Origin of the sequence: Ferrovum sp. (assembly GCF_027317285.1) — a bacterium.
GTDB lineage: Bacteria > Pseudomonadota > Gammaproteobacteria > Burkholderiales > Ferrovaceae > Ferrovum.
In genome coordinates this window covers 15,496-35,099 of record NZ_DAHVHV010000020.1, presented here as the reverse complement: position 1 = coordinate 35,099, position 19,604 = coordinate 15,496, and the positions used below count along the sequence as shown (strand labels likewise).

20 protein-coding genes and 1 pseudogene are annotated in these 19,604 nt (G+C 55.1%); 12 read left to right on the top strand and 9 right to left on the bottom strand.

Annotation, left to right across the window (positions count from 1 at the left end; translation table 11 throughout):
• From M6F29_RS06210 to M6F29_RS06200, 3 genes are all read right to left on the bottom strand, one after another.
• On the bottom strand, positions 1-728 hold a 728-nt coding region (locus M6F29_RS06210; RefSeq protein WP_298157983.1), incomplete at its 3' end, for a chloride channel protein.
• A gap of 75 nt (positions 729-803) precedes the next feature.
• Positions 804-1,211, bottom strand: a complete 408-nt coding sequence (locus M6F29_RS06205) for a type II toxin-antitoxin system VapC family toxin (protein ID WP_297457401.1) — start codon at positions 1,209-1,211, stop codon at positions 804-806.
• Positions 1,211-1,450, bottom strand: a complete 240-nt coding sequence (locus M6F29_RS06200) for an AbrB/MazE/SpoVT family DNA-binding domain-containing protein (protein ID WP_297457398.1) — start codon at positions 1,448-1,450, stop codon at positions 1,211-1,213. Before M6F29_RS06200 ends, M6F29_RS06205 begins: the two co-directional genes overlap by 1 nt.
• A 318-nt stretch (positions 1,451-1,768) precedes the next feature.
• Between M6F29_RS06200 and M6F29_RS06195 the strand changes: the two genes are divergently transcribed.
• The 3 genes from M6F29_RS06195 (at position 1,769) to M6F29_RS06185 (ending at position 5,443) form a co-directional block, all read left to right on the top strand.
• Entirely contained in the window at positions 1,769-2,977 is a 1,209-nt protein-coding gene (locus M6F29_RS06195; protein WP_298157982.1) for an ATP-binding protein, read from the top strand.
• A gap of 215 nt (positions 2,978-3,192) precedes the next feature.
• Entirely contained in the window at positions 3,193-4,113 is a 921-nt protein-coding gene (locus tag M6F29_RS06190) for a DMT family transporter (protein ID WP_298157981.1), read from the top strand.
• Between the two features lie 133 nt (positions 4,114-4,246).
• On the top strand, positions 4,247-5,443 hold the full coding sequence (locus M6F29_RS06185; protein WP_298157980.1) for a DUF8462 domain-containing protein: 1,197 nt from the start codon (positions 4,247-4,249) through the stop codon (positions 5,441-5,443).
• A 305-nt stretch (positions 5,444-5,748) separates the two neighbouring features.
• On the opposite strand, the gene M6F29_RS06180 is transcribed toward M6F29_RS06185, so the two are convergent.
• Positions 5,749-6,789 (bottom strand): IS110 family RNA-guided transposase, encoded by a 1,041-nt coding sequence (locus tag M6F29_RS06180; protein WP_298157984.1) that lies wholly within the window; start codon positions 6,787-6,789, stop codon positions 5,749-5,751.
• A gap of 283 nt (positions 6,790-7,072) precedes the next feature.
• On the opposite strand from M6F29_RS06180, the gene M6F29_RS06175 reads away from it, so the two are divergent.
• The 3 genes and pseudogenes from M6F29_RS06175 to M6F29_RS06165 all read left to right on the top strand — a co-directional run.
• Positions 7,073-7,372, top strand: a complete 300-nt coding sequence (locus tag M6F29_RS06175; protein WP_298157979.1) for a type II toxin-antitoxin system RelE/ParE family toxin — start codon at positions 7,073-7,075, stop codon at positions 7,370-7,372.
• Positions 7,373-7,375: 3 nt separating this feature from the next.
• The gene (locus tag M6F29_RS06170; protein WP_297479724.1) at positions 7,376-7,678 is read left to right on the top strand and encodes an addiction module antidote protein; all 303 of its coding nucleotides are present in this window, start codon (positions 7,376-7,378) and stop codon (positions 7,676-7,678) included.
• A 62-nt stretch (positions 7,679-7,740) separates the two neighbouring features.
• Positions 7,741-7,980 (top strand): annotated as a pseudogene (locus M6F29_RS06165) (EamA/RhaT family transporter); the annotation flags it as partial.
• A gap of 15 nt (positions 7,981-7,995) precedes the next feature.
• Here M6F29_RS06165 and M6F29_RS06160 read toward each other — a convergent pair.
• Positions 7,996-8,211 carry a DUF4143 domain-containing protein gene (locus M6F29_RS06160; protein WP_524537711.1) on the bottom strand — a complete coding sequence of 72 codons (216 nt, stop codon included), beginning with the start codon at positions 8,209-8,211 and terminating at the stop codon, positions 7,996-7,998.
• 366 nt (positions 8,212-8,577) lie between these two features.
• Between M6F29_RS06160 and M6F29_RS06155 the strand changes: the two genes are divergently transcribed.
• The 3 genes from M6F29_RS06155 (at position 8,578) to M6F29_RS06145 (ending at position 11,495) form a co-directional block, all read left to right on the top strand.
• On the top strand, positions 8,578-8,799 hold the full coding sequence (locus M6F29_RS06155; protein WP_298157976.1) for an EamA family transporter: 222 nt from the start codon (positions 8,578-8,580) through the stop codon (positions 8,797-8,799).
• Positions 8,800-8,941: 142 nt separating this feature from the next.
• A complete protein-coding gene (locus M6F29_RS06150) occupies positions 8,942-10,450 on the top strand; it encodes a flippase (protein WP_298157975.1) in 1,509 nt (502 codons plus the stop codon).
• A complete protein-coding gene (locus M6F29_RS06145; protein WP_298157974.1) occupies positions 10,443-11,495 on the top strand; it encodes a class I SAM-dependent methyltransferase in 1,053 nt (350 codons plus the stop codon). Before M6F29_RS06150 ends, M6F29_RS06145 begins: the two co-directional genes overlap by 8 nt.
• 22 nt (positions 11,496-11,517) lie before the next feature.
• Here the strand turns inward: M6F29_RS06145 and M6F29_RS06140 are convergent, their stop codons facing one another.
• Positions 11,518-12,348 (bottom strand): glycosyltransferase family protein, encoded by an 831-nt coding sequence (locus tag M6F29_RS06140; RefSeq protein WP_298157973.1) that lies wholly within the window; start codon positions 12,346-12,348, stop codon positions 11,518-11,520.
• Positions 12,349-13,380 carry a glycosyltransferase family 2 protein gene (locus M6F29_RS06135; RefSeq protein WP_298157972.1) on the bottom strand — a complete coding sequence of 344 codons (1,032 nt, stop codon included), beginning with the start codon at positions 13,378-13,380 and terminating at the stop codon, positions 12,349-12,351.
• Between the two features lie 360 nt (positions 13,381-13,740).
• On the opposite strand from M6F29_RS06135, the gene M6F29_RS06130 reads away from it, so the two are divergent.
• Genes M6F29_RS06130 through M6F29_RS06120 form a run of 3 tightly spaced genes read left to right on the top strand, consistent with a single transcriptional unit; the run spans position 13,741 to position 18,231 of the window.
• On the top strand, positions 13,741-15,498 hold the full coding sequence (locus tag M6F29_RS06130; protein ID WP_298157971.1) for a type I secretion system permease/ATPase: 1,758 nt from the start codon (positions 13,741-13,743) through the stop codon (positions 15,496-15,498).
• Positions 15,495-16,847 (top strand): HlyD family type I secretion periplasmic adaptor subunit, encoded by a 1,353-nt coding sequence (locus tag M6F29_RS06125; RefSeq protein ID WP_297479776.1) that lies wholly within the window; start codon positions 15,495-15,497, stop codon positions 16,845-16,847. Before M6F29_RS06130 ends, M6F29_RS06125 begins: the two co-directional genes overlap by 4 nt.
• Before the next feature lie 4 nt (positions 16,848-16,851).
• The gene (locus tag M6F29_RS06120) at positions 16,852-18,231 is read left to right on the top strand and encodes a TolC family outer membrane protein (protein WP_298157970.1); all 1,380 of its coding nucleotides are present in this window, start codon (positions 16,852-16,854) and stop codon (positions 18,229-18,231) included.
• 5 nt (positions 18,232-18,236) lie between these two features.
• On the opposite strand, the gene M6F29_RS06115 is transcribed toward M6F29_RS06120, so the two are convergent.
• Both M6F29_RS06115 and M6F29_RS06110 read right to left on the bottom strand, forming a co-directional pair.
• A complete protein-coding gene (locus M6F29_RS06115) occupies positions 18,237-18,998 on the bottom strand; it encodes a Crp/Fnr family transcriptional regulator (protein WP_298157969.1) in 762 nt (253 codons plus the stop codon).
• Positions 18,999-19,091: 93 nt separating this feature from the next.
• A complete protein-coding gene (locus M6F29_RS06110; protein WP_297479788.1) occupies positions 19,092-19,409 on the bottom strand; it encodes a J domain-containing protein in 318 nt (105 codons plus the stop codon).
• Between the last annotated feature and the right edge of the window lie 195 nt (positions 19,410-19,604).

The following is a 19,604-nucleotide window of genomic DNA, read 5'->3' as shown; positions in this document are numbered from 1 at the left end:
AGCCCCATTCCCACCACCATGAGCAGTTCCATCAGGCTTTGCAAATTGCCGGGTGTCGCCGCGAAGATGGGGGCGGCACCACTGATGTGGCGCACCACGAAATCCGCAATCGCCGCTGCCAGCAAAAGGGGGCCGAGGCTTCTCACCCCGATCTCGCCCAGAATGATTTCAACGACGAACAACGCACCGGCAATCGGTGTGTTGTAAGCGCCGGCCAATCCCGCCGCTGCCCCACAGGCCACTGCAAAGCGCCGTTCCGCAGCGGTCAGGTGGAGGATCCTGCCGAAAATGCTTCCGGTCAGCGCCGCCAACTGGACCATGGAACCTTCGCGCCCGATCGAGCCGCCCGAAATCACCGTTGCGGCCGAGGCCACCGACTTCAACAGCGAGGAGCGCACGGGAACGTCGCTGCCCGCCGCAATCACTTCCATATAGTCTGTGCCAGCGTCATTTTTTCTGGAGATCAGGAAATATTGCAGGATCACGCCCGCAATCAATCCGCCGCAGGCCGGAAAAAATATCCGAACCCCCGGCGCCAGACGGGCTGCATTGGCCACCAATCCCTCGTTTGAGCCGTACAGGATCTCCTCCAGCCACAAAAGGAGTTGGTGAAAGGCGAGGACGGCGAGTGAGCCGGATATTCCCACGGCGATCGCCAAACCCAGATACCTCAGCAATTGCTGATTGAGGTTGTAGGTAGGAGAGGGAGGGGGAGAAGGGGACGACATGAGGGCATTCTACCGTCCCTCAAAGGGTTTGAGTGTTTATAATCCTTACTTTCAAACAGGCCATTGACTCAGCCCCTATGCTCGATCTGGCACGACCAGTTGAATATCGGAAAAATAGGTGGCGTAACGGCGAGTATCGCGGGTCAGTAGCGGATAGCGTGACACGGTCGCATGCGCACCGATGAAGAAGTCGGCAAGCACATTGTTCCTGTTTCCACCCTGGCGGCGATAACGCACGAAAGCTTTGCCTGCGAGAAATAATGCCGGGCGCGGCACCTCGATCAATGTCAGGGCCAATTCCTCAATGGTTTTGTCCAGCGCCTCGACGGTCGAGAAGGTCAGCGACAGTTCGGCGTAGATGACCGGGTTGATCGCCAGTCGGTGAACTTTCGATTGCGCACGCAGTTGGCCAATTGACCAGTCCGCCCATTCCGGATCGTTCTCCAGCACGTCGACCAGCACGTTGGTGTCGACCAGTAACATCAGCCTTCGCCGCGCAGTAGTGCCATCAGATCGTCAGTCCGCCATTTTACATCGGCTTTGCCACGGGCAGATTCAAAGCGGTCGGGCTTGTGACTGGCCCGGGCGCTGACTTTGTGAATGACCACATCCCCCTCGCGATTGACGACAAAATCTACCGAACAGCCGGGCGCCAGATTCAGCGCATCGCGGATCTGCTTGGGGATGGTGACCTGACCCTTGCTGGTAAGTGTCGTCGACATCGCATGAGTCCTTTTGTATTACGTTAGTGTTTATTGTAATACCCAAAACGGATGACATGCAATATCGGCGTTTTCCTTGAAGCCGCATTCCACACACTCGAACTTGGCTTGCGTCTGGCGATTATCCGCTTTCTGTTGCAGGGGCTTTACTTGATAATGATTATCAATTACAATTGAGCCATCAGTTTAGGACCCCTCCTGAAACTGTCTTCCAACCCCCTTGCATTGAGGGGGTTTTTTTCGTCCAGCAGCGGATCTCGTGGCCCTATCTGACGAATATCCTTGCAATTCACGGAATGGTTGTCCATAATTGCAGGGATGATCCGCCGATCTCTTGATGCTCAACTTTCGGATGCCATCGCTCATGCACCGGCAGTGGCGTTGCTCGGTCCACGCCAAGTGGGAAAAACAACGCTGGCTTTGGAAATCGGTCAGCGCCATAACGCGCTTTATCTCGATCTCGAATCCGAACAGGATCGTGCCAAATTGGCGCAGCCTGAACTTTATCTTCGTGATCACCAGGACCGGCTGGTCATACTTGACGAAATTCATCGTGCGCCGGGGCTTTTTCCGATATTACGAGGTCTCATAGATCAAGGCCGACGCGCAGGCCGCAGTTCCGGAATGTATCTGCTACTTGGCTCTGCCTCCCTGGACTTGCTCAGGCAGTCTGGTGAAACATTGGCTGGCCGCATTGCTTACCTTGAACTTACCCCATTTCATGTACTGGAGACCCGGGGCATGCCGGTGGACGATCTCTGGGTGCGCGGCGGCTTCCCTGAAAGTCTGCTGGCCTCTGATGCGGCGCGTAGTTTGCGCTGGAGACAGGATTTCATTCGTACCTATCTGGAACGCGATATTCCCCAGTTCGGTCCCAGAATTGCAGCCGAAACGCTACGCCGCTTTTGGAGCATGCTTGCGCATCATCAGGGGGGCTTGCTGAACACGGCGCAGTTGGCCCGGAACCTTGGTGTGGATGCCAAGACTGCTGCCGGGTATCTCGATTTGCTGGTGGATATGCTGCTCGTCCGTCGTCTTCCTCCCTGGCATGCCAATCTGGGCAAGCGACTGGTAAAGTCGCCCAAAGTCTATGTGCGGGATAGCGGTCTGGTTCATGCGCTGCTGAACATCTCTGACAAGGAATCCCTGCTTTCCCACCCTGTCGTAGGGCAGAGTTGGGAATGTTATGCCATCGAAAACCTGCTTGATTGCGCGACACCCACAGTACAAGGCCATTTCTATCGCACCAGCAGTGGTGCAGAAATCGACCTGTTGCTCTCATGGCCAGACGGGATTCATTGGGCAGTCGAGATCAAACGCAGCCTTGCCCCCAAATTGGAGCGCGGATTTCATGAAGCATGTGCCGATCTTCAGCCCGCAAAGAAATTTGTGGTTTACCCCGGTGCCGAGCGTTACCGTCTGGCCGCTGACGTCGAAGCAATTTCACTTGAAGAACTTGCGTCAGAATTGATCGGATGCGCGACAAACCTTGCCCTTCAGGGCGGGAACACAGGATGTTTTCATTGACAGTTCTTCCAATCTTCCGTACATTCGACCCCATGACCTCCTGCAACGCCCTTTTGGGCGACTTCCTGATTTCCAAACGACTGCGACTGTGGACTTGTCCTCATCCCCAGCGCAGCGCTTTCACGCCACTTTGAATTTTACGAAACCGCTGCGGGTCTGACCGCAAAGGTTTCTCATCCTCGCTCCAAGGCCCGCATTCACCATGAAGGGGTCTTATGGACGACACACAACAAAAGAATAGAGGGATACGACGCGCCGCACTGGTGGGCACGGCCTTTGCCGCATTGGCGGCCATCGGTTTTTCCACCAAGGCCATTTTCGTCAAACTGGCCTATCAGGAACCGGTGGATGCCGTGACGCTGCTGACACTGCGCATGATCTTTTCCCTTCCCGTTTTCCTGGTCACCGGTTTGTTCAGCCGGAACCCTGCCAGGCCCCTTGAAAAGCAGGACTGGTGGACCATTCTGGCTCTTGGGCTGGTGGGTTACTATGCCTCCAGCCTGCTGGATTTCCTCGGACTGCGCTACATCTCGGCGGGCCTGGAACGGTTGATCCTGTTCCTGTACCCCACCATGGTCATGCTGATGTCTGCGGTCCTCAGCCGGCGCACCCTCCGGCGCTGGGAAATACTGGCGCTGCTGCTGAGTTATGTCGGCATCGCTCTGGTGTTCATGCAGAATCTCCATCTGGAGGGAAAAGGGCTGGTGCTGGGGGCGACCCTGGTGTTTGTGAGTACCCTGACCTATTCCGTTTATCTGGTGGGCGCAGGACGAGCCATTGCCCGGATCGGGGCGACGCGATTCACTTCCTTTGCCTCCATCGTGTCCTGCTTCGCCGTCATGGCGCAGTTCGCGGTCAGCCATCCGCTGCATCTGCCTCCCCTGTCCCTGCGCGTTTATGAATTGGGCCTGGCCATGGCAATATTTTCAACCGCGATCCCGTTTTTTCTGCTGTCGGCAGGGATCCGGATGATCGGTTCCGGAAAGACGGCGCTGATCGGCTCCCTGGGCCCGGTGACCACCCTGTACCTGGCCCATGTATTCCTGGGAGAATCCTTTGCCCTGCAGCAAATCCTGGGCTCGATGCTGGTCATGGCAGGGGTGCTGGCCATTTCCCTGAAACCCAGGGGGGCGTAACGACGAAAGGGTAGGTCTGCCTTTTTTATTGATTGATGCTAATATCTAATTCGGTCTACCTTAAAGTAGATATGATATGGTATAAATGTGTAGGATTTGCTATAACCTCGCTATCATTCAAAGAGGTGATGTCATGGATGTCATTGCCAACCCATTTTCTCCTGGAGCAGGGGCACCACCACCCGAACTCGTAGGCCGCTCTGAAATTCTGGAACGGGCCGATATTCTCATGGCTCGGGTGCGGCGGCAGCGGGCAGAACAAAGCCTTATGTTGACGGGCTTGCGTGGTGTGGGCAAGACGGTGCTGTTAAACGAGATCGGGCGCAAGGCTCGCGCCGCCGGATACCATACGATCAGCCTTGAGGCCCATACCGGGAAGAATCTGGCAGCCTTGCTGGTTCCGCCAGTGCGAGAACTACTGTATGACCTGAATCGCCTCGCTGGTTTGAATCACCAGGTGAAAAGGGGGCTGGCCGTTCTGCAGAGTTTTGTAGGGGCGCTTCGGGTAAAAATATCGGATATTGAATTTTCCATGGATATTGAACCGTTTGTGGGAGCTGCCGACAGCGGGGATATGGAAGCAGATCTGCCACGTCTTTTTCAGGCGGTGGCCGAAGCGGCATTGGAAAAGGGTACACTCATCATCCTGTTGATTGATGAGGTACAGTATCTCAGCAAGTTGGAATTCAGCGCTCTGATCATGGCCATGCATCGGATACAGCAACAGCAACTTCCTCTCGCGTTGATTGGAGCCGGGTTGCCTATTCTTCCAGCGCTGGCGGGGCAGTCCAAATCCTATGCCGAACGTCTTTTCGCTTACCCCAGCGTTGGACCTTTGTCCCAAGCCGACGCGTCCAAGGCGCTGCAGGATCCGGCGCAGGCCGCCGGTGCACTATTTACGGAAGATGCCTTGGAGGAAATCTTCCGTATCACCGAAGGGTACCCCTATTTTGTTCAGGAGTTGGGCTATATCAGTTGGAATCAAGCACACGGCCCATCAATCGCTTTGCCAGATATACAAACAGCCACCCCAATGGCCATTGATCGGCTGGACGCCAATTTCTTTCGGGTTCGTTTTGACCGGCTTGCTCCCAGTGAAAAAACTTTTCTTCGGGCTATTGCCGAACTGGGGGCTGGACCCTATCGTTTTCGGGATGTCGCCACGGGCATGGGTGTCGAATCTTCGACCTTGGGGCCGGTCCGTGCAAAAATGATCAAGGAGGGCATGATTTACAGTCCCGCCCATGGATTGCTGAACTTTACGGTCCCGCTATTCGACGGTTTTTTGCGCCGAATCATACCTGATCAAGCGATACTGGACGAGGACTGATTTTATAAAGACAGAGGACCATACATGGACGCCCACTTTTTTGCCAAGCTTTCAATTAATGATTTTGAGAAGGTAAAGATTGCAGCCATACATCCGGATTTTCTGTGAAGCACAAGGCTTCTATCCCTGATGGAATACGCTGAGTAGCTCCTGATCACTATAGCGTGCTTCACGCACTGTGGACCTCTGCAGGTTTTGCCACTCACGGTCTGACCTGTCTCGCCATCATTTCATGATTGCCTGTGCAATCGGTGGTGTCACTCCTTTACTCGTTTGTTGATACCGGGTGTACTCGACCGCCCTGATTATGCACCGGCAACAACGGCAGCCGGGGTATAATCAGGGCGGAATATTACGCCCTTCGCCAGAATCGCCCAAGCGATCCGGGCATTCTTGTTTGCCAAGGCAACCGCCGCCACATTTTTGTTGCGCCTGCCCATCAGTTGCCTCAACCAACTGTCAGGTTTTGCCTTGGTTTCTGCAAACCGGGTAACGGCTCGCGCTCCGTGAATCAGCAAGGTGCGTAGGTAGGTATCGCCGCGTTTGCTGATGCCCAACAATGTCTGCTTGCCGCCGCTGGAGTTCTGTCGGGGAACCAACCCCATCCATGCTGCCATTTGTCGGCCATTCTTGAATTCCCGTGCATCCCCCACCGAGGCCACGATAGCACTCGCCGTGATCGGTCCAATTCCCGGGATCTCTGCCAATTTGCTGCTGGCTTCGTTTTCTTTATGCCACCGCTGTATCTGGGCTTCGAGTTCATTTACCTGGCGATCCATCTCTTTTAGATTCTTCGTCAATCGATCCAGCAACTGGCGTATCGTGCCGGGTAATCCATTCTCGGCATCCTCCAGAATCTCAGGTATCCGCTTGGCAATGGCATCGATCCCTTTCGGTATCACAATACCGAACTCCGAAAGCAGTCCCCTGATCTGATTGCCCTGCGCTGTCCTGGTTTTCACAAAACCTTGCCTTGCCCGGTGTACCGACAGAATCGCCTGCTGCTCCACCGTCTTCTGCGGAACAAATCGCATATTCGGCCTGCCCACCGCTTCACAGATCGCATCCGCATCCGCCACATCATTCTTGTTCGTCTTCACATACGGCTTCACAAATTGTGGCGCCATCAACTTGACGGTATGACCGAAACCGCCCAGTTTCCTCGACCAGTGATGCGCGCTGCCGCAGGCTTCCATCCCGATCAAACACGGTTCAATATTCGCAAAGAATTTTGCCATGTCTTTTCGCTTCACCTGTTTGCGTATTGCAACCTTGCCATGGCTATCCACGCCATGAATCTGGAAAACTTCCTTTGCCAAGTCGATGCCAATTGTCGTAATCTTCATTTGGACGCTCCTCCCGTTTTGTGGTCTACACGACCCACACTTTGGCACTTTGATGCCGTTTGGGGAAGTGGGCGTCCATTCCATTACTATTGTTCAGTTGCCTACAATAAAATCCGGACCCCAGTTATTCCAAAGTCATCCGGATGATCGGTTCCGGAAAGACGGCGCTGATCGGCTCCCTGGGCCCGGTGACCACCCTGTATCTGGCCCATGTATTTCTGGGCGAATCCTTCGCCACGAGACGTTATTGAGTTTATGTAGCCAATCGGCTACAATATCGTCCATGTACACGATTAACACAACCAACATATTTGACGAATGGCTTGAGGGGTTGCGCGATATTCGCGCACGTGCGCGAATTGTCAGCCGCATCAAGAATGCGGAAAGCGGAAATTTCGGAGATTGTGAACCCGTTGGGGGTGGTATCAGCGAAATGCGCATTCACTTGGGCGCAGGGTATCGGGTGTATTTTGTTCAATGCGAAAGCGTGGTGTATCTGCTGTTGTGCGGTGGCGATAAATCTACGCAAAAACGTGATATTGCACGCGCCGAGGCCATTAAAAAACAACTTGATGAGGGTTAAATCATGACCAAAAAAATTACCGTAGCCCGCTTTGATGCGTCCAACTATCTCGACAGCGAGGAAATGATTGCTGAATATTTGGCCGCTGCATTGGAGGATAGCAACCCTGACGCGTTCTTGTCTGCGCTGGGGGATGTCGCAAAAGCGCGTGGCATGGCAAAAATTGCGAAGGATGCCGGACTAAGCCGCGAGAGTTTGTATAAAGTTCTTGCGCCTGGGGCAAAGCCGCGCTATGAAACCGTGCGGAAACTGATGGATGCTATGGGGGTGGAGATTACAGCACGTGCCGTGGTCCGGCTTGCATAGTAAGACGGATGCTGATCACCGGTTTGTTCAGCCGGAACCCTGCCATGCCCCTTGAAAAGCAGGACTGGTGGACCATTCTGGCTCTTGGGCTGGTGGGTTACTATGCCTCCAGCCTGCTGGATTTTCTCGGACTGCGTTACATCTTGGCGGGCCTGGAACGGTTGATCCTGTTCCTGCGCGTTTATGAATTGGGCCTGGCCCATGTGTTCCTGGGAGAATCCTTTGCCCTGCAGCAAATCCTGGGTTCGATGCTGGTCATGGCTGGGGTGCTGGCCATTTCCCTGAAACCCAGGGGGGCGTAACCCTGCATGATTTTTTCAGAGGGTTGTAAAACAATTCGCAAGTTCAGTGGCTGGGACGACCTCGACCCCGGGGGCCAATGGGTAGGCACTGGTCACCGGGGCAATGACGAAGGTGTTGTCAGGTTTCAGGTCGGACAGAGCGGACCAGAACCCCTTGCTCAATCCGGGGGCGCTGGAAAGTTTGATTTCAAATGCCATGCGCTGATTCCCCCGTTCTGCGACAACATCCAGTTCCGCGCTGTCAAGCAGCGCAAGAAACGGCCTCAGCAGACCGTAAAAGTGGAAAATATGGACACTGTTGACACACTTGCGCTACGCGCCTGCGCCAATGCCTTGGCCAGGGTGGTTTTGCCGGACTGTCGGGGCCCGAGCAGGGCAACAGCCGGAAACTCGTTCAGCGCGCGGTCGGCGATTGGGAAAAGTTTTCTCGGTATCATCCGTGCATATTAAAATATAGCCTTTCAATATACAAGGATGATTCTGTGCGGGTTTACGTTCCATGTTGCGCCGCGCCACTGCTTTATCCACTTGTATATTGATTGATTTTTCATCTGCCACAGGTGACTGCCGCTGCGTGTTTATGAATTGGGCCTGGCCATGGCAATATTTTCAACCGCGATCCCGTTTTTTCTGCTGTCGGCAGGGATCCGGATGATCGGTTCCGGAAAGACGGCGCTGATCGGCTCCCTGGGCCCGGTGACCACCCTGTACCTGGCCCATGTGTTTCTGGGAGAATCCTTTGCCCTGCAGCAAATCCTGGGCTCGATGCTGGTCATGGCAGGGGTGCTGGCCATTTCCCTGAAACCCAGGGGGGCGTAACCCTGCATGATTTTTTCAGAGGGTTGCAAAATGATTCGCAAGCCCCGTGGCCGGTTTTCCGGAAAGCCACTTGTACCGTCTTGGAATGAAAAGCCTATAATTCCTCATCCTACGATATCAGGTTGGTGAGTTCCATTTCGCGATGACCGTTCATAACCGCAAGGCAACTCACCAGATTGGTCGTTCCACCGTCATCAATTTTGCGGGTAGTACGCTTGCCGCGCTGGTTTTGTTTCTCTCGGTTCCCGTCTACCTTCGTTTGGTGGGTGAGATCAGGTACGGGGTCCTGACCTTGCTCTGGCTCTTGCTGACCTATCTTGGCGCCATTGACCTTGGTATCGGGCGAGCCACTACAAACCGGCTCGCCAGCCTGGGAAAGTGCCCTGCCGAGCAGACGGAAAATGTATTTTGGACGGCCTTGGCGGTGTGTCTTGGATCAGGATTGGTGGGTTCAGTTCTTCTTTATTTCTTTTCCCGGGTATTGCTCGATCATTTCCTGTCGGGCGTTCCCCTGGCACTCAGACAAGAACTGGGGTTGGCGCTACCCTGGCTGGTATGGGCCCCCCCCATCATCACTGCCACTTCCGTGCTGACGGGGGCGCTTCAGGGAAAAGGCGCCTTCCTTGCCCTGAATGTCGGCCAACTGGCAGCGACGATCCTGTATCAGGTTACGCCGCTGGTGCTGGCAATGTCTGGTTACGTTTCCCTGAATTACCTGATTGCGGGCATGATTGGCGGACGGTTGACCGGTGCCATTTTTCTTTTTTTTCTATGCCGAACTCACATTCCACTCAAATCAAGACCTTCTGTGGATGTTGGTGAGATTCCTCCCTTATTGCGTTATGGCGGATGGATTTCCCTCACCAACCTGGCCGGTCCCCTGCTGACCGTCTTTGACCGGTTCGTGATTGCAGCTCAATCCGGGGCAGCCTCGGTCACGGCCTACACGGTCCCCTTCAATTTGGTGAGTGGCCTGATGCTTCTGCCCGCCAGTCTTCAGAATGCGTTGCTTCCTCGTTTTGCTGCGCTTCAGGAAAATGAGGCACAGCGCCTGAATGTTCAGGCGACGGTGGCGGTGATGGTTCTCATGACGCCAGCGATCACTGCCTTTCTCTTTCTCGTCAAGCCTGCCCTGATCCTGTGGGTAGGGCAGGAACTGGCCAACCGTGCTGCGCCCGTGGCGCATATCCTGCTGCTGGGACTGTGGCTCAATGCCATCGCCTTCGTTCCCTTCTCGTTCCTGCTGGGCAGAAATCGTCCGGATGTCCCGGCCAAATTCCATCTCCTGGAACTTGCACCTTATCTCCTGACCTTGTGGTTTCTGGTCCACCAATTCGGGATCGTCGGTGCGGCCATCGCCTGGAGTTTGCGCGTGTGGGTCGATACAATGCTGCTGTTTTCGGCAACCGGGCTGTTACAATTGTTTATCAAGTTATCCCTGATATCGATTACGATGTTCGCTGTTTTCAATTTGAGCACGGCCTTTGCCCATGGGTTGGTTGGCTATGGCATGAGCGGAATCCTGACTGTATTCCTCAGCGTTCTGGTTTCCGTGACCTTGTTGTACCAGCAATTTGGGCCAACGATCTTTCGAAGAGAAACGATTCTCTTTTTTTTCAGGCAATCATCGAGCAAAGGGAATCATGAGTGAGCCGTCTGCCGATTCCGTCCCCTCGTGGCCTTCCCATGGTCTGGAGAATCAGGATCAATGCCCGGTGTGCGGGGAAAAGCCAAGGACACCTTTGTACGCTGACCTGACAGACCATCTCTTTCACGCTCCTGGAAAATGGTCGCTGTATCGATGTCAAGGGTGCCACAGCGCCTATCTGGATCCCCGCCCCACCCCTGCGACCATTGGCTTGGCCTACAGCGAATACTACACCCATCAACAGACCAGACAAACCGATCTGCAAACTCTTTTGGGCAGGCTCAAGTCCGGTTTGAAGAATAGTTATTTCAATCACAAATACCATCTGTCGCTTGCGCCTACCTTTGAACCAGGTTACTGGATCATCCGGATGCTTCCCGGCAAGAAGGCGATTCTGGACCTGATGGCCCGCCATCTTCCCGTGAACAAGACCGGAACCGTGGTGGATATCGGTTGCGGAAACGGAGATTTTCTGAAAATCGCCCTGTCGCTGGGATGGCAGGCGCATGGAATCGATCCCGACCCTGCGGCTGTGGAAATCGCCAGAGCAACCGGTGCCACGGTACAGCAAGGGACATTGCCTCATACCGGGCTGCTGTCGGATCACTTCGATGTGGTGACCTTGAGCCATGTCATCGAGCATGTCCACGACCCTCTCGAAGCACTTCGGGAGTGCCTGAGAATACTCAAGCCGGGGGGGGTTCTGTGGGTTGCCACCCCCAACCTGGAAAGTTTTGGGCATGAGAAATTTGGCCAACACTGGAGAGGTCTGGAACCGCCCCGGCACCTGGTACTCTTCAACCGAAGCAGCCTTGCCCTGGCATTGAAGCAGGCGGGATTTGTCTCTTCCGAATTCCAGGCAGAACACCCCACGACGCATTGGATGTACGAACAAAGTCTGAGAATTTGCGCGAACGCCCCACCCGGGGATGGGGCGAAACCTTTGCCTTTCGGTCTCAGACTGGCCGCTTATTGGGCGGAGTTCCAGAACCTTTTCTCTCCCGAGCGCAGCGAGTTCATGACGGTGGTGGCAAGGAAAACCGTCTGAGGGTGCGGTGTTCCGTATGCCGTCACCACACCTTCAAGCCGTGTATCCGATAGAATACCCTGGCAGATCGGGCAAACATCCAGATATGACGCCAGCCTTTGCCCGCTGCCTTACCACCCAGATGGGTGACTTCGACCGTCGGTACATGTTGGAGTTTTCCCAGTCGGTGCGCCCGCAAACTCAAATCAAAGTCTTCAAAATACATGAAATAGCGGGGTGAAAAACCATTGAGCGCACGGAAAACATCGGTTCTTCCAAACATGAAGCAGCCACTGATGATTTCTGGAGAAAAAAAATCCCCCTGGCCGGTTTCGTCCCGATACTCATAGCGTGCCAGTCTGTCGGAAAAGAAGTGCTTCAGCCAGACTGGCGCAAATCCGCGCAATAACAGATCCAGAAGGGCAGGATAGCGTTTGCAAAGATATTCGGGGCTGCCGTCCGGGGTTTGAGAACGGGGGGAAATCAGGGATACCGAAGGGTGTGACGCGCAAAACTCGAGCGCACGAACCAGGGCGTCTGGCTCAAGGATGACATCCGGGTTGAGAACCAGATGGTGGTCACACGTTGTTTCGAACAACGCAAGATTGTGACCCCGTCCGTAACCGATATTGCCGTGACCGGAATGACAACTCATCCCAATAGAATCGGAATCTTCCCCGAAGATCCGGAAATAGTCATCAGGTTCAAACAGGCCGGGTACCTCGCCATTGTCCACCAGAATGAGGCGGGCCTGAGCAAGCACTCCGATATCCAGCGCAAGGCGGATTGCCTGACGCAGGGAAACCAGGGTATCCCTCAGGACCTTCTCGACAGGATGATAGACCACGACAGAAACCGAGAGGGAAGCCGACATCTACCAACGTCGCCCGTAAGAGGTAAACACCCCGCGGGTCATGACGGCCAATAGGGCGGCGGGGGATACCTTTCGTGTCTGTTGCACCTGCGCGCGCTGCTTCAGGACGGTGGGCAAACCGAGCAATGCATCACGTTTGGCGCGGAAGATCAATTTGCACCTCCCGCGCAGGGAATAAGCTACCAGGCTGGCCAGGACCAACAACAGATGTTGCGGCAGGTAGATCCACAGAAGAAGGGAAGGCATGTTTTTGAAAAAGGTCCATTCCAGGTTCCGGTGGCCATGGTACACCGTAAAGTCACTCTGGTAGCCGGTGATGGCCGATCCCATGTGGTGGACGATGGCATCGGGGACATAGGCGCACCGATGGCCCTGCAGGCGTAAGCGGAAGGCCAGATCCACGTCTTCGAAATAGCAGAAGAAGCGCTCGTCAAACCCGTTGACCTCCATCAGAATGTCCCGCCGATACAGGGAGGCTGCGGCACAGGGCCCAAAAATCTCGATCAGTTCATGTCCTGCCTTACTGCGCGGTTCACGAAAATTCTTGCGCCAGGCGGCACCGCTGACATGATAGATATCCTCGGTTCCATCCAGAATGGTCGGATCTTCTGCCGCCAGCAGGAGACTGCCAAAAAATTTGAACTGGGGGTACTGGACGCTGGCCTTGAGCAGGTTTTCCAGCCAAAGGGGCTCAGGAAAGGCATCCGGGTTCAGACAGGCGATCCATTCGCACTCCTGGGCGGCGGCAATGCCAAGATTGTTTCCCACTGCAAAACCGGAATTGTAACCTGCACGAATGAAGGTTACTTCGGGGAAAGCCCGTTCCGCCACCTCGAGCGATCCATCGCTGCTGGCATTGTCCACGACAATGACGCGAAACGAAGTGCAGGTTTGCCGGCGCACGTGGGACAGGCATTTCAGGAGCATCTCTCCGCCATTGTAATTGACGATGAGGACGGCAACTGTTGGCTCGGGCCTACCGTCCGGTGCGGGCGACGGTACCTCCTCCACCCTATACCCCCCAATTTTCATGATGACACTTCAGTGAAGAATGGGTCGAGGTTGACAAATTTACCCACGATAATTAACTGGACAGGATGCCAATCGTACCTGATTGGTCGGGCGATAGCAATGTGGAGGTTGGGGTTCGGGTGCGGAAGACAATTTGATGAGTAATTCTCCTTAGAGTTTGAACTAGACCAGCACTAACCCGGTATTGTGTTTTTTTGTCTCAAATCAATCCTGATTACAGTAATTCCCGACTTTGTCGTGGACAGACGGATCGGGATATGCTACATTCCTGTGATGATAATCACGTTATTTTCTGTGACATCCGTCACTTAAAAATTTCAGCCATTCTAGGTTGTTACTGTTAACTTTTCATTTCAATTCATGAAATCACCTTATTCATTCCCAAAAATCCCCCAGAATGAAATCGGTCAGGCGGTATTGGCCTACCGTAGCGTTTTTCGGACGGTAGGGGTGTTCAGTGCCATCATCAATCTACTGATGCTGGCCCCCTCCTTATATATGTTGCAAGTGTATGATCGGGTTCTACCCAGTCGCAACGAGGTGACCTTGCTGATGGTCACGATCATGGCGGTGGGGGCCTACATTTTCATGAGTGCCCTGGAGTTTGTGCGGAGTTTCATCCTGATTCGGGTGGGGGCCAAACTGGATGAGAAACTCAACAAACGGGTGTACACCGCGGCTTTCGAGCAAAGCCTCCGGAAAGCTGGCGGCAATGCGGGGCAGGCCCTGCAGGATTTGACGGCCCTGCGCCAGTTCATGACCGGCAATGCCCTTTTTGCCTTTTTTGATGCGCCGTGGTTCCCCATTTATCTGTTGGTCATCTTTTTGTTCAATGTCTGGCTGGGCCTGTTTTCCCTCGTCACCACCCTGATCCTGATCTGGCTGGCCTGGCTCAACGAAAAAGTCTCCCACAAACCCCTGTCCGAGGCCAATACCCTGGCCATTACCTCCAGTAATCTGGCCAGCAATAACCTGCGTAACGCTGAAGTGATCGAGGCCATGGGGATGTTGCCCCATTTGCAGCGGCGCTGGTACACCCTGCACAGCCGTTTCATTACCCTGCAGGCCGAGGCCAGTGAAAAGGCGGGCATTGTGGGCGCCGCAACCAAGTTTATGTCAGTGACGTCCCAATCCCTGGTGCTGGGGGTGGGGGGATGGCTGGCGATCAATGGCAGCATTACCCCTGGGATGATGATTGCTGGTTCCATCCTCATGGGTAAGGCCATGGGACCGGTGCAACTGCTCATCAGCGTGTGGCGGCAGTTCAGTGCCACGCGTAGTGCTTACGAGCGCCTGGTGCTCCTCTTGGCCACCAATCCACCGCGCATCCCGGGCATGGAGTTGCCGCCTCCAGAGGGGGTCCTCACCGTGGAGAATGTGACGGCGGCTCCTCCGGGATCGAATATTCCCGTGATCAAGGGACTGAATCTGGCCATTGCGCCGGGCGATGTGCTGGGCGTGATCGGACCTAGCGGTTCGGGTAAATCCACCCTTGCGCGCTTACTGGTGGGGGTCTGGCCCTCGATCATGGGCAAGGTACGCCTGGATGGCGCAGATGTGGTGCAGTGGAACAAGGACCAGTTGGGGCCGCACTTGGGGTATCTGCCCCAGGATATTGAACTGTTCGAGGGAAGCGTGAGTGAAAACATCGCGCGTTTCGGTATGGTGATTCCAGAACTGGTGGTGGAAGCGGCACAGCGCGCGGGAGTGCATGACCTGATCCTGCAATTGCCCAAGGGTTATGACACGATCCTGGGGGATGGAGGGAACGGGCTGTCGGGCGGACAGAAACAACGCCTTGGGCTGGCACGGGCCATGTACGGCGACCCGGCAGTTCTGGTACTGGATGAGCCTAATTCCAATCTGGATGACGTGGGGGAACAGGCTCTGGTGCGCGCTATTCTGGAACTGCGCCAACGCAAAAAAACCATTGTCCTCATCACCCATCGGACCAGTATCATCAGCGCGACCAACAAGTTGCTCCTGATACGGGATGGCGTGGCCCAACTCTTTGGCCCCACCGACCAGGTCCTGGCCCATCTGGCCCAACAACAGCAACTCCAGCAGGCACAGCAACAAGCCCAGCAGGCCGCACCGGCGGAAGGGAAGGGGGCATGATGAATTCCGTGAATCCATTACGCAAGAAACATGACATCATCGATGCCACGGCCGTGGAAATCATCAAGACCGATGACCGGGTGTACACCCGCATGGGCTGGTGGATCGTGTTGGGCGGGGTGGGCGGATTCCTGTTGTGGGCGATTTTTGCGCCCCTGGATCAGGGGGTGGCCATCAGCGGCATCGTGGAAGTTGCCACCAACCGCAAGGAAATCCAGTACCAGCCCGGCGGAATTGTCGAAGCCATTCTGGTCAAGGAAGGGGACACGGTCAAGGCGGGACAGGTGCTGGTACGCATGAATGATACCCAGACCAAGTCACAGGCGGAAATGAGCCGGACCCAGTATTACTCTGATCTGGCGGTGGAGGCTCGTCTGGAAGCCGAGCGGGACGGCAGGACCCGTCTGCAGTTTTCCCCGGAACTATTGGCTCATCAAGGGGAGGCGCCGGTCAAGGATGACATGGCGCTGCAACAACAGTTGTTTGGAGCGCGTCGTTCGGCGCTGCAAAATGAACTCTCGGCCATGGACGAGAATATTGCCGGACTGGAACAGCAGGCTGCCGGACTGGAACTGGCCAGGAGCAGCCGCGCCCAGCAACTTCAATACCTGACGGAACAGATCGACAACATGCGCGATCTGGTCAAGGAAGGATATGTGGCCAAGAGCCGTTTTCTGGACTTGCAGCGAAACCAGGCGGAAGTCAATGGAATCATGGCTGAGGAGAGCGGGCGCCTGGGGTATACCCAGCGTCAGGCAGCCGAAATGAAATTGAAGAAGAGCCAGCGTCTGGAAGATTATCAAAAAGAGGTCCACCAGCAATTGACCGATGTGGAAAAAGAAGTAGGAATGATCCGGCACCGCCTCGCCAGCCAGGATTTCGAGCAGCGCAATACGGAAGTGAAATCGCCGGTGGACGGCACGGTGGTGGACCTCAAGGTGTTCACTGTGGGGGGCGTCGTTTCCCCCGGCGTGCCCATGATGGAAGTGGTTCCCTCGCACGATGCCCTCATCATCGAAGGGAAAATCCCCCTCGAACTCATCGACAAGATGCATCCGGGGCTGGAAGTGGACATGACCTTTCCGGCCTTCAACCGGAACACCACGCCGCATGTTCCGGGACGGGTGACCGAGATATCGGCGGACCGTCTTACCGATCAGAAAACGGGTCAGTCCTATTACACCATGCGTGCGGAAGTGACAGAAAAAGGCGTCCGGCTTCTGGGCAATCTGCAGGTGCGTCCCGGGATGCCCGTGGAGGCCTTCATCAAAACCGGCAATCGAACCATGATGAGTTATCTGCTCAAACCCCTGTTCGATCGTATCAAGACCTCCATGAGCGAGGAATGAGCGCATGAGAACCGCCCATAGACGTACTCTCCTCGTCCTCATTTTAGGGCTGGTTTCCAGTCAGGGGTGGGCACTGGGGCTGGAAGAAGCTCTGGATGCCGCGCTTCAGAACGATCCGACCTACCGTTCGGCGCAACATGAACGGGATGCAGGAGCGCAAAACGTGGCTTTGGGGCGTTCAAAGTTGCTGCCTAACCTGTCCTTGGACTATCAAAAAGGCACCAACCTGTTGGGTATTTCAAATGTGGGTTCACCCCAACCGGGTCAGCAAGTCAACTACATCAGTGAAGTGACGACTCTGTCCCTGCGTCAGCCTCTCTTCAATCTGGGAGACATGGCCATGTACCGTCAGGGGAAGGCCCAGGCCAATTACAGTGATGCCCAGTTTTCCGGACACGCTCAGGATCTGATCCTGCGCCTGGTACAAGCCTATACGGATGTGTTGTATGCCCAGGACCAACTCGATCTGGTGCAGGCCCAGCATACGGCCTACGGGGAACAGATGAAGGCGAACGAGCGGTTGTTCCAGAAAGGGCAGGGCACCTTGACCGACACCCTGGAAACCCAGTCCAAGTATGCCCTGAGCGAGTCCCAGGTAATCGAGGCCCAGGAGAACCTGGCAACCGTCAAGCGCAGTTTCAACAGCATCGTGGGAACCGATGTTCCTGATTTGGAACCTCTGACCGATGAATTCCACCCATCCCCTCTCGACCCAGAGGATTTTGAGGGGTGGAAAGCCCTGGCGCTTGACCACAATCCTGAGATCACAGCGCAAAAGTATGCGGTGGATGCCAGCGCACAGGAAGTCAAGAAGGACCAGGCCGGTCACGCCCCTCAACTGGACCTCGTGGGCAGTGTCAGTCGTAACAATCAGGGATCCATCTATACCTTTGCCCAGGACATGTTCGTACGTTCCATTGGGATCGAACTCAGTATTCCCCTTTACGCTGGGGGCTATGTTACCGCCCTGTCCAGTCAGGCCAAGGCCAATATGGAACGGGCCCAGGCGGATCTCGACGACAAGACCAATAAGGTACTGGTGGATCTGTACAAGCAATATGGTCTGGTGCTGAGCAGTTTTGCCCGGATTCGTGCTTTGGAGAAGGCGGTAGATTCAGCCCAGCAACTGATCAAGGCTACCCGTATGAGCATTCTGGGGGGGGAACGGGTCAACCTGGATCTGCTCAATGCCCAATCCCAATACTATCAGGCACGCCGGGACTTGGCCAAAGCCCGCTATGACTACCTCAACAGTTACCTGCACCTCAACGCCGATGCCGGTACTTTGAGTCGGGACGACGTCCAACGACTGGCTCACTACTTCGATCATAATCCGGTCAAGACAGCCCAGGATGTGGTTCCCCATTTCGACGCCGCCCACTGAAGTTGTTATTCCAGAGCCATCCGGGTCAGTGCCTCATGGTCCAGAATGATCAGGCGGTGTGCTTCCCGCTGAATGATGCCCTTCTGGGTTAACAGGATCAGCACGCGGGTGACGGTTTCGCGACTGGTGTTGAGCGTATTGGCAATATCCTGGTGGGTGGGCAGGTTCTCCACGATAAATTGTTTGGTGGGGGTTTCTTTCTTGATCAGCCACAGGAAATTGATGATGCGCCGCGAGGTGTTGGTGATGCCCAGCAGCGTTTTGAATTCGGCGTCCCGTTGCAACTGGCGGGCCATATACCGCAGGAGATAGTTGATCACGCTGGGGGAGTGGGCAAACAGGTGCAGGGCATGGACGGGCGGCAGGATGGCGACCAATACCCGGCTGAGGGTGATGGCGGAGGCCGCGTAGGGGCCTTCGTTGAGCAGACTGATCTCTCCGAAGAATCCCCCCTCGGGAACCAACTCCAAACCGATGGCGCGGCCATCTTCCGTGAGCCGGACCAATTGCAACTGTCCTGACAGTAAAAAGACGATTCCCCCGTTGGGTGTTCCTTGCTGGATCACGGTGGCACGCTTCTCGAAGAAACGAAAGTGCAAATTCTCCCGGATCCCTTTCATCTCGGCGTCTGTCAACTGGGCAAACAACGGAATCTTGCGCAGATTGACCGTGATCTCCACCTTGTTGCGCCCACCGGAGGGGACGGACTGAAGAAACTCAGGGGGAGGCGTATCCCCCTTCTCAGGCGAAGACTGAGGAAGACTCATCGTTGGATCGTTCATAGAAACACCATAGTCCCCATTTTACCGGATTTGCGCCGTAGTGCTTCAGCCATGGGGCCGAAAAAAATCAATCGTGCCTTAATTTCCCTCAAGTTCTTCCAGAGCTAGACGATAGGCTTCGTTGAGTTGGGTCATGGCCGCCGTATCTCCGCCCCGATCGGGGTGCAACACCTGGGCCTTGCGCCGGTAGGCGCGTTTGATGACCGCCAGGCGCCTTTCTTCAAGCGGCACCTCAAGCACCCGACGCCAATCCGCCAAAGGGGCAGGCTCGGCCAAATCTCTTGTCCTTGTCCACAGGAACTCCGGTTCGCGCACGAACCAGCGCACGAAAACTCTTGGCCACTCGGCCAGAGCCACCAGAAGCAAAACCACAAAGAGAAAAGCCAGAAAGGTCATGGAGAAAAGCGGTCAGGAAGAAAGAAAACACGCTTTGACGTTCGTTTTTCCCGGAGATGGAACGGGTTGGTCCAGAGCGCCTGACCATTGTGCCACAGGGCCATAACCTTGTCATGTCCGTTAATTTTACGATGACATTTCAACTCTGACTGGAATCGCACAATACGGCTTGGCGTTCCCGTGACCTAATAATAT

Bases quoted from the DNA above. Each gene is read 5' to 3' on its own strand.
- M6F29_RS06145 (WP_298157974.1), top strand. From the start codon at position 10,443: ATGAGTGAGCCGTCTGCCGATTCCGTCCCCTCGTGGCCTTCCCATGGT.
- M6F29_RS06155 (WP_298157976.1), top strand. From the start codon at position 8,578: ATGGCAATATTTTCAACCGCGATCCCGTTTTTTCTGCTGTCGGCAGGG.
- M6F29_RS06135 (WP_298157972.1), bottom strand. From the start codon at position 13,380: ATGAAAATTGGGGGGTATAGGGTGGAGGAGGTACCGTCGCCCGCACCG.
- M6F29_RS06180 (WP_298157984.1), bottom strand. From the start codon at position 6,789: ATGAAGATTACGACAATTGGCATCGACTTGGCAAAGGAAGTTTTCCAG.
- M6F29_RS06120 (WP_298157970.1), top strand. From the start codon at position 16,852: ATGAGAACCGCCCATAGACGTACTCTCCTCGTCCTCATTTTAGGGCTG.
- M6F29_RS06125 (WP_297479776.1), top strand. From the start codon at position 15,495: ATGATGAATTCCGTGAATCCATTACGCAAGAAACATGACATCATCGAT.
- M6F29_RS06140 (WP_298157973.1), bottom strand. From the start codon at position 12,348: ATGTCGGCTTCCCTCTCGGTTTCTGTCGTGGTCTATCATCCTGTCGAG.
- M6F29_RS06175 (WP_298157979.1), top strand. From the start codon at position 7,073: ATGTACACGATTAACACAACCAACATATTTGACGAATGGCTTGAGGGG.
- M6F29_RS06190 (WP_298157981.1), top strand. From the start codon at position 3,193: ATGGACGACACACAACAAAAGAATAGAGGGATACGACGCGCCGCACTG.
- M6F29_RS06110 (WP_297479788.1), bottom strand. From the start codon at position 19,409: ATGACCTTTCTGGCTTTTCTCTTTGTGGTTTTGCTTCTGGTGGCTCTG.
- M6F29_RS06200 (WP_297457398.1), bottom strand. From the start codon at position 1,450: ATGTCGACGACACTTACCAGCAAGGGTCAGGTCACCATCCCCAAGCAG.
- M6F29_RS06170 (WP_297479724.1), top strand. From the start codon at position 7,376: ATGACCAAAAAAATTACCGTAGCCCGCTTTGATGCGTCCAACTATCTC.
- M6F29_RS06150 (WP_298157975.1), top strand. From the start codon at position 8,942: ATGACCGTTCATAACCGCAAGGCAACTCACCAGATTGGTCGTTCCACC.
- M6F29_RS06130 (WP_298157971.1), top strand. From the start codon at position 13,741: ATGAAATCACCTTATTCATTCCCAAAAATCCCCCAGAATGAAATCGGT.
- M6F29_RS06195 (WP_298157982.1), top strand. From the start codon at position 1,769: ATGATCCGCCGATCTCTTGATGCTCAACTTTCGGATGCCATCGCTCAT.
- M6F29_RS06185 (WP_298157980.1), top strand. From the start codon at position 4,247: ATGGATGTCATTGCCAACCCATTTTCTCCTGGAGCAGGGGCACCACCA.
- M6F29_RS06115 (WP_298157969.1), bottom strand. From the start codon at position 18,998: ATGAGTCTTCCTCAGTCTTCGCCTGAGAAGGGGGATACGCCTCCCCCT.
- M6F29_RS06205 (WP_297457401.1), bottom strand. From the start codon at position 1,211: ATGTTACTGGTCGACACCAACGTGCTGGTCGACGTGCTGGAGAACGAT.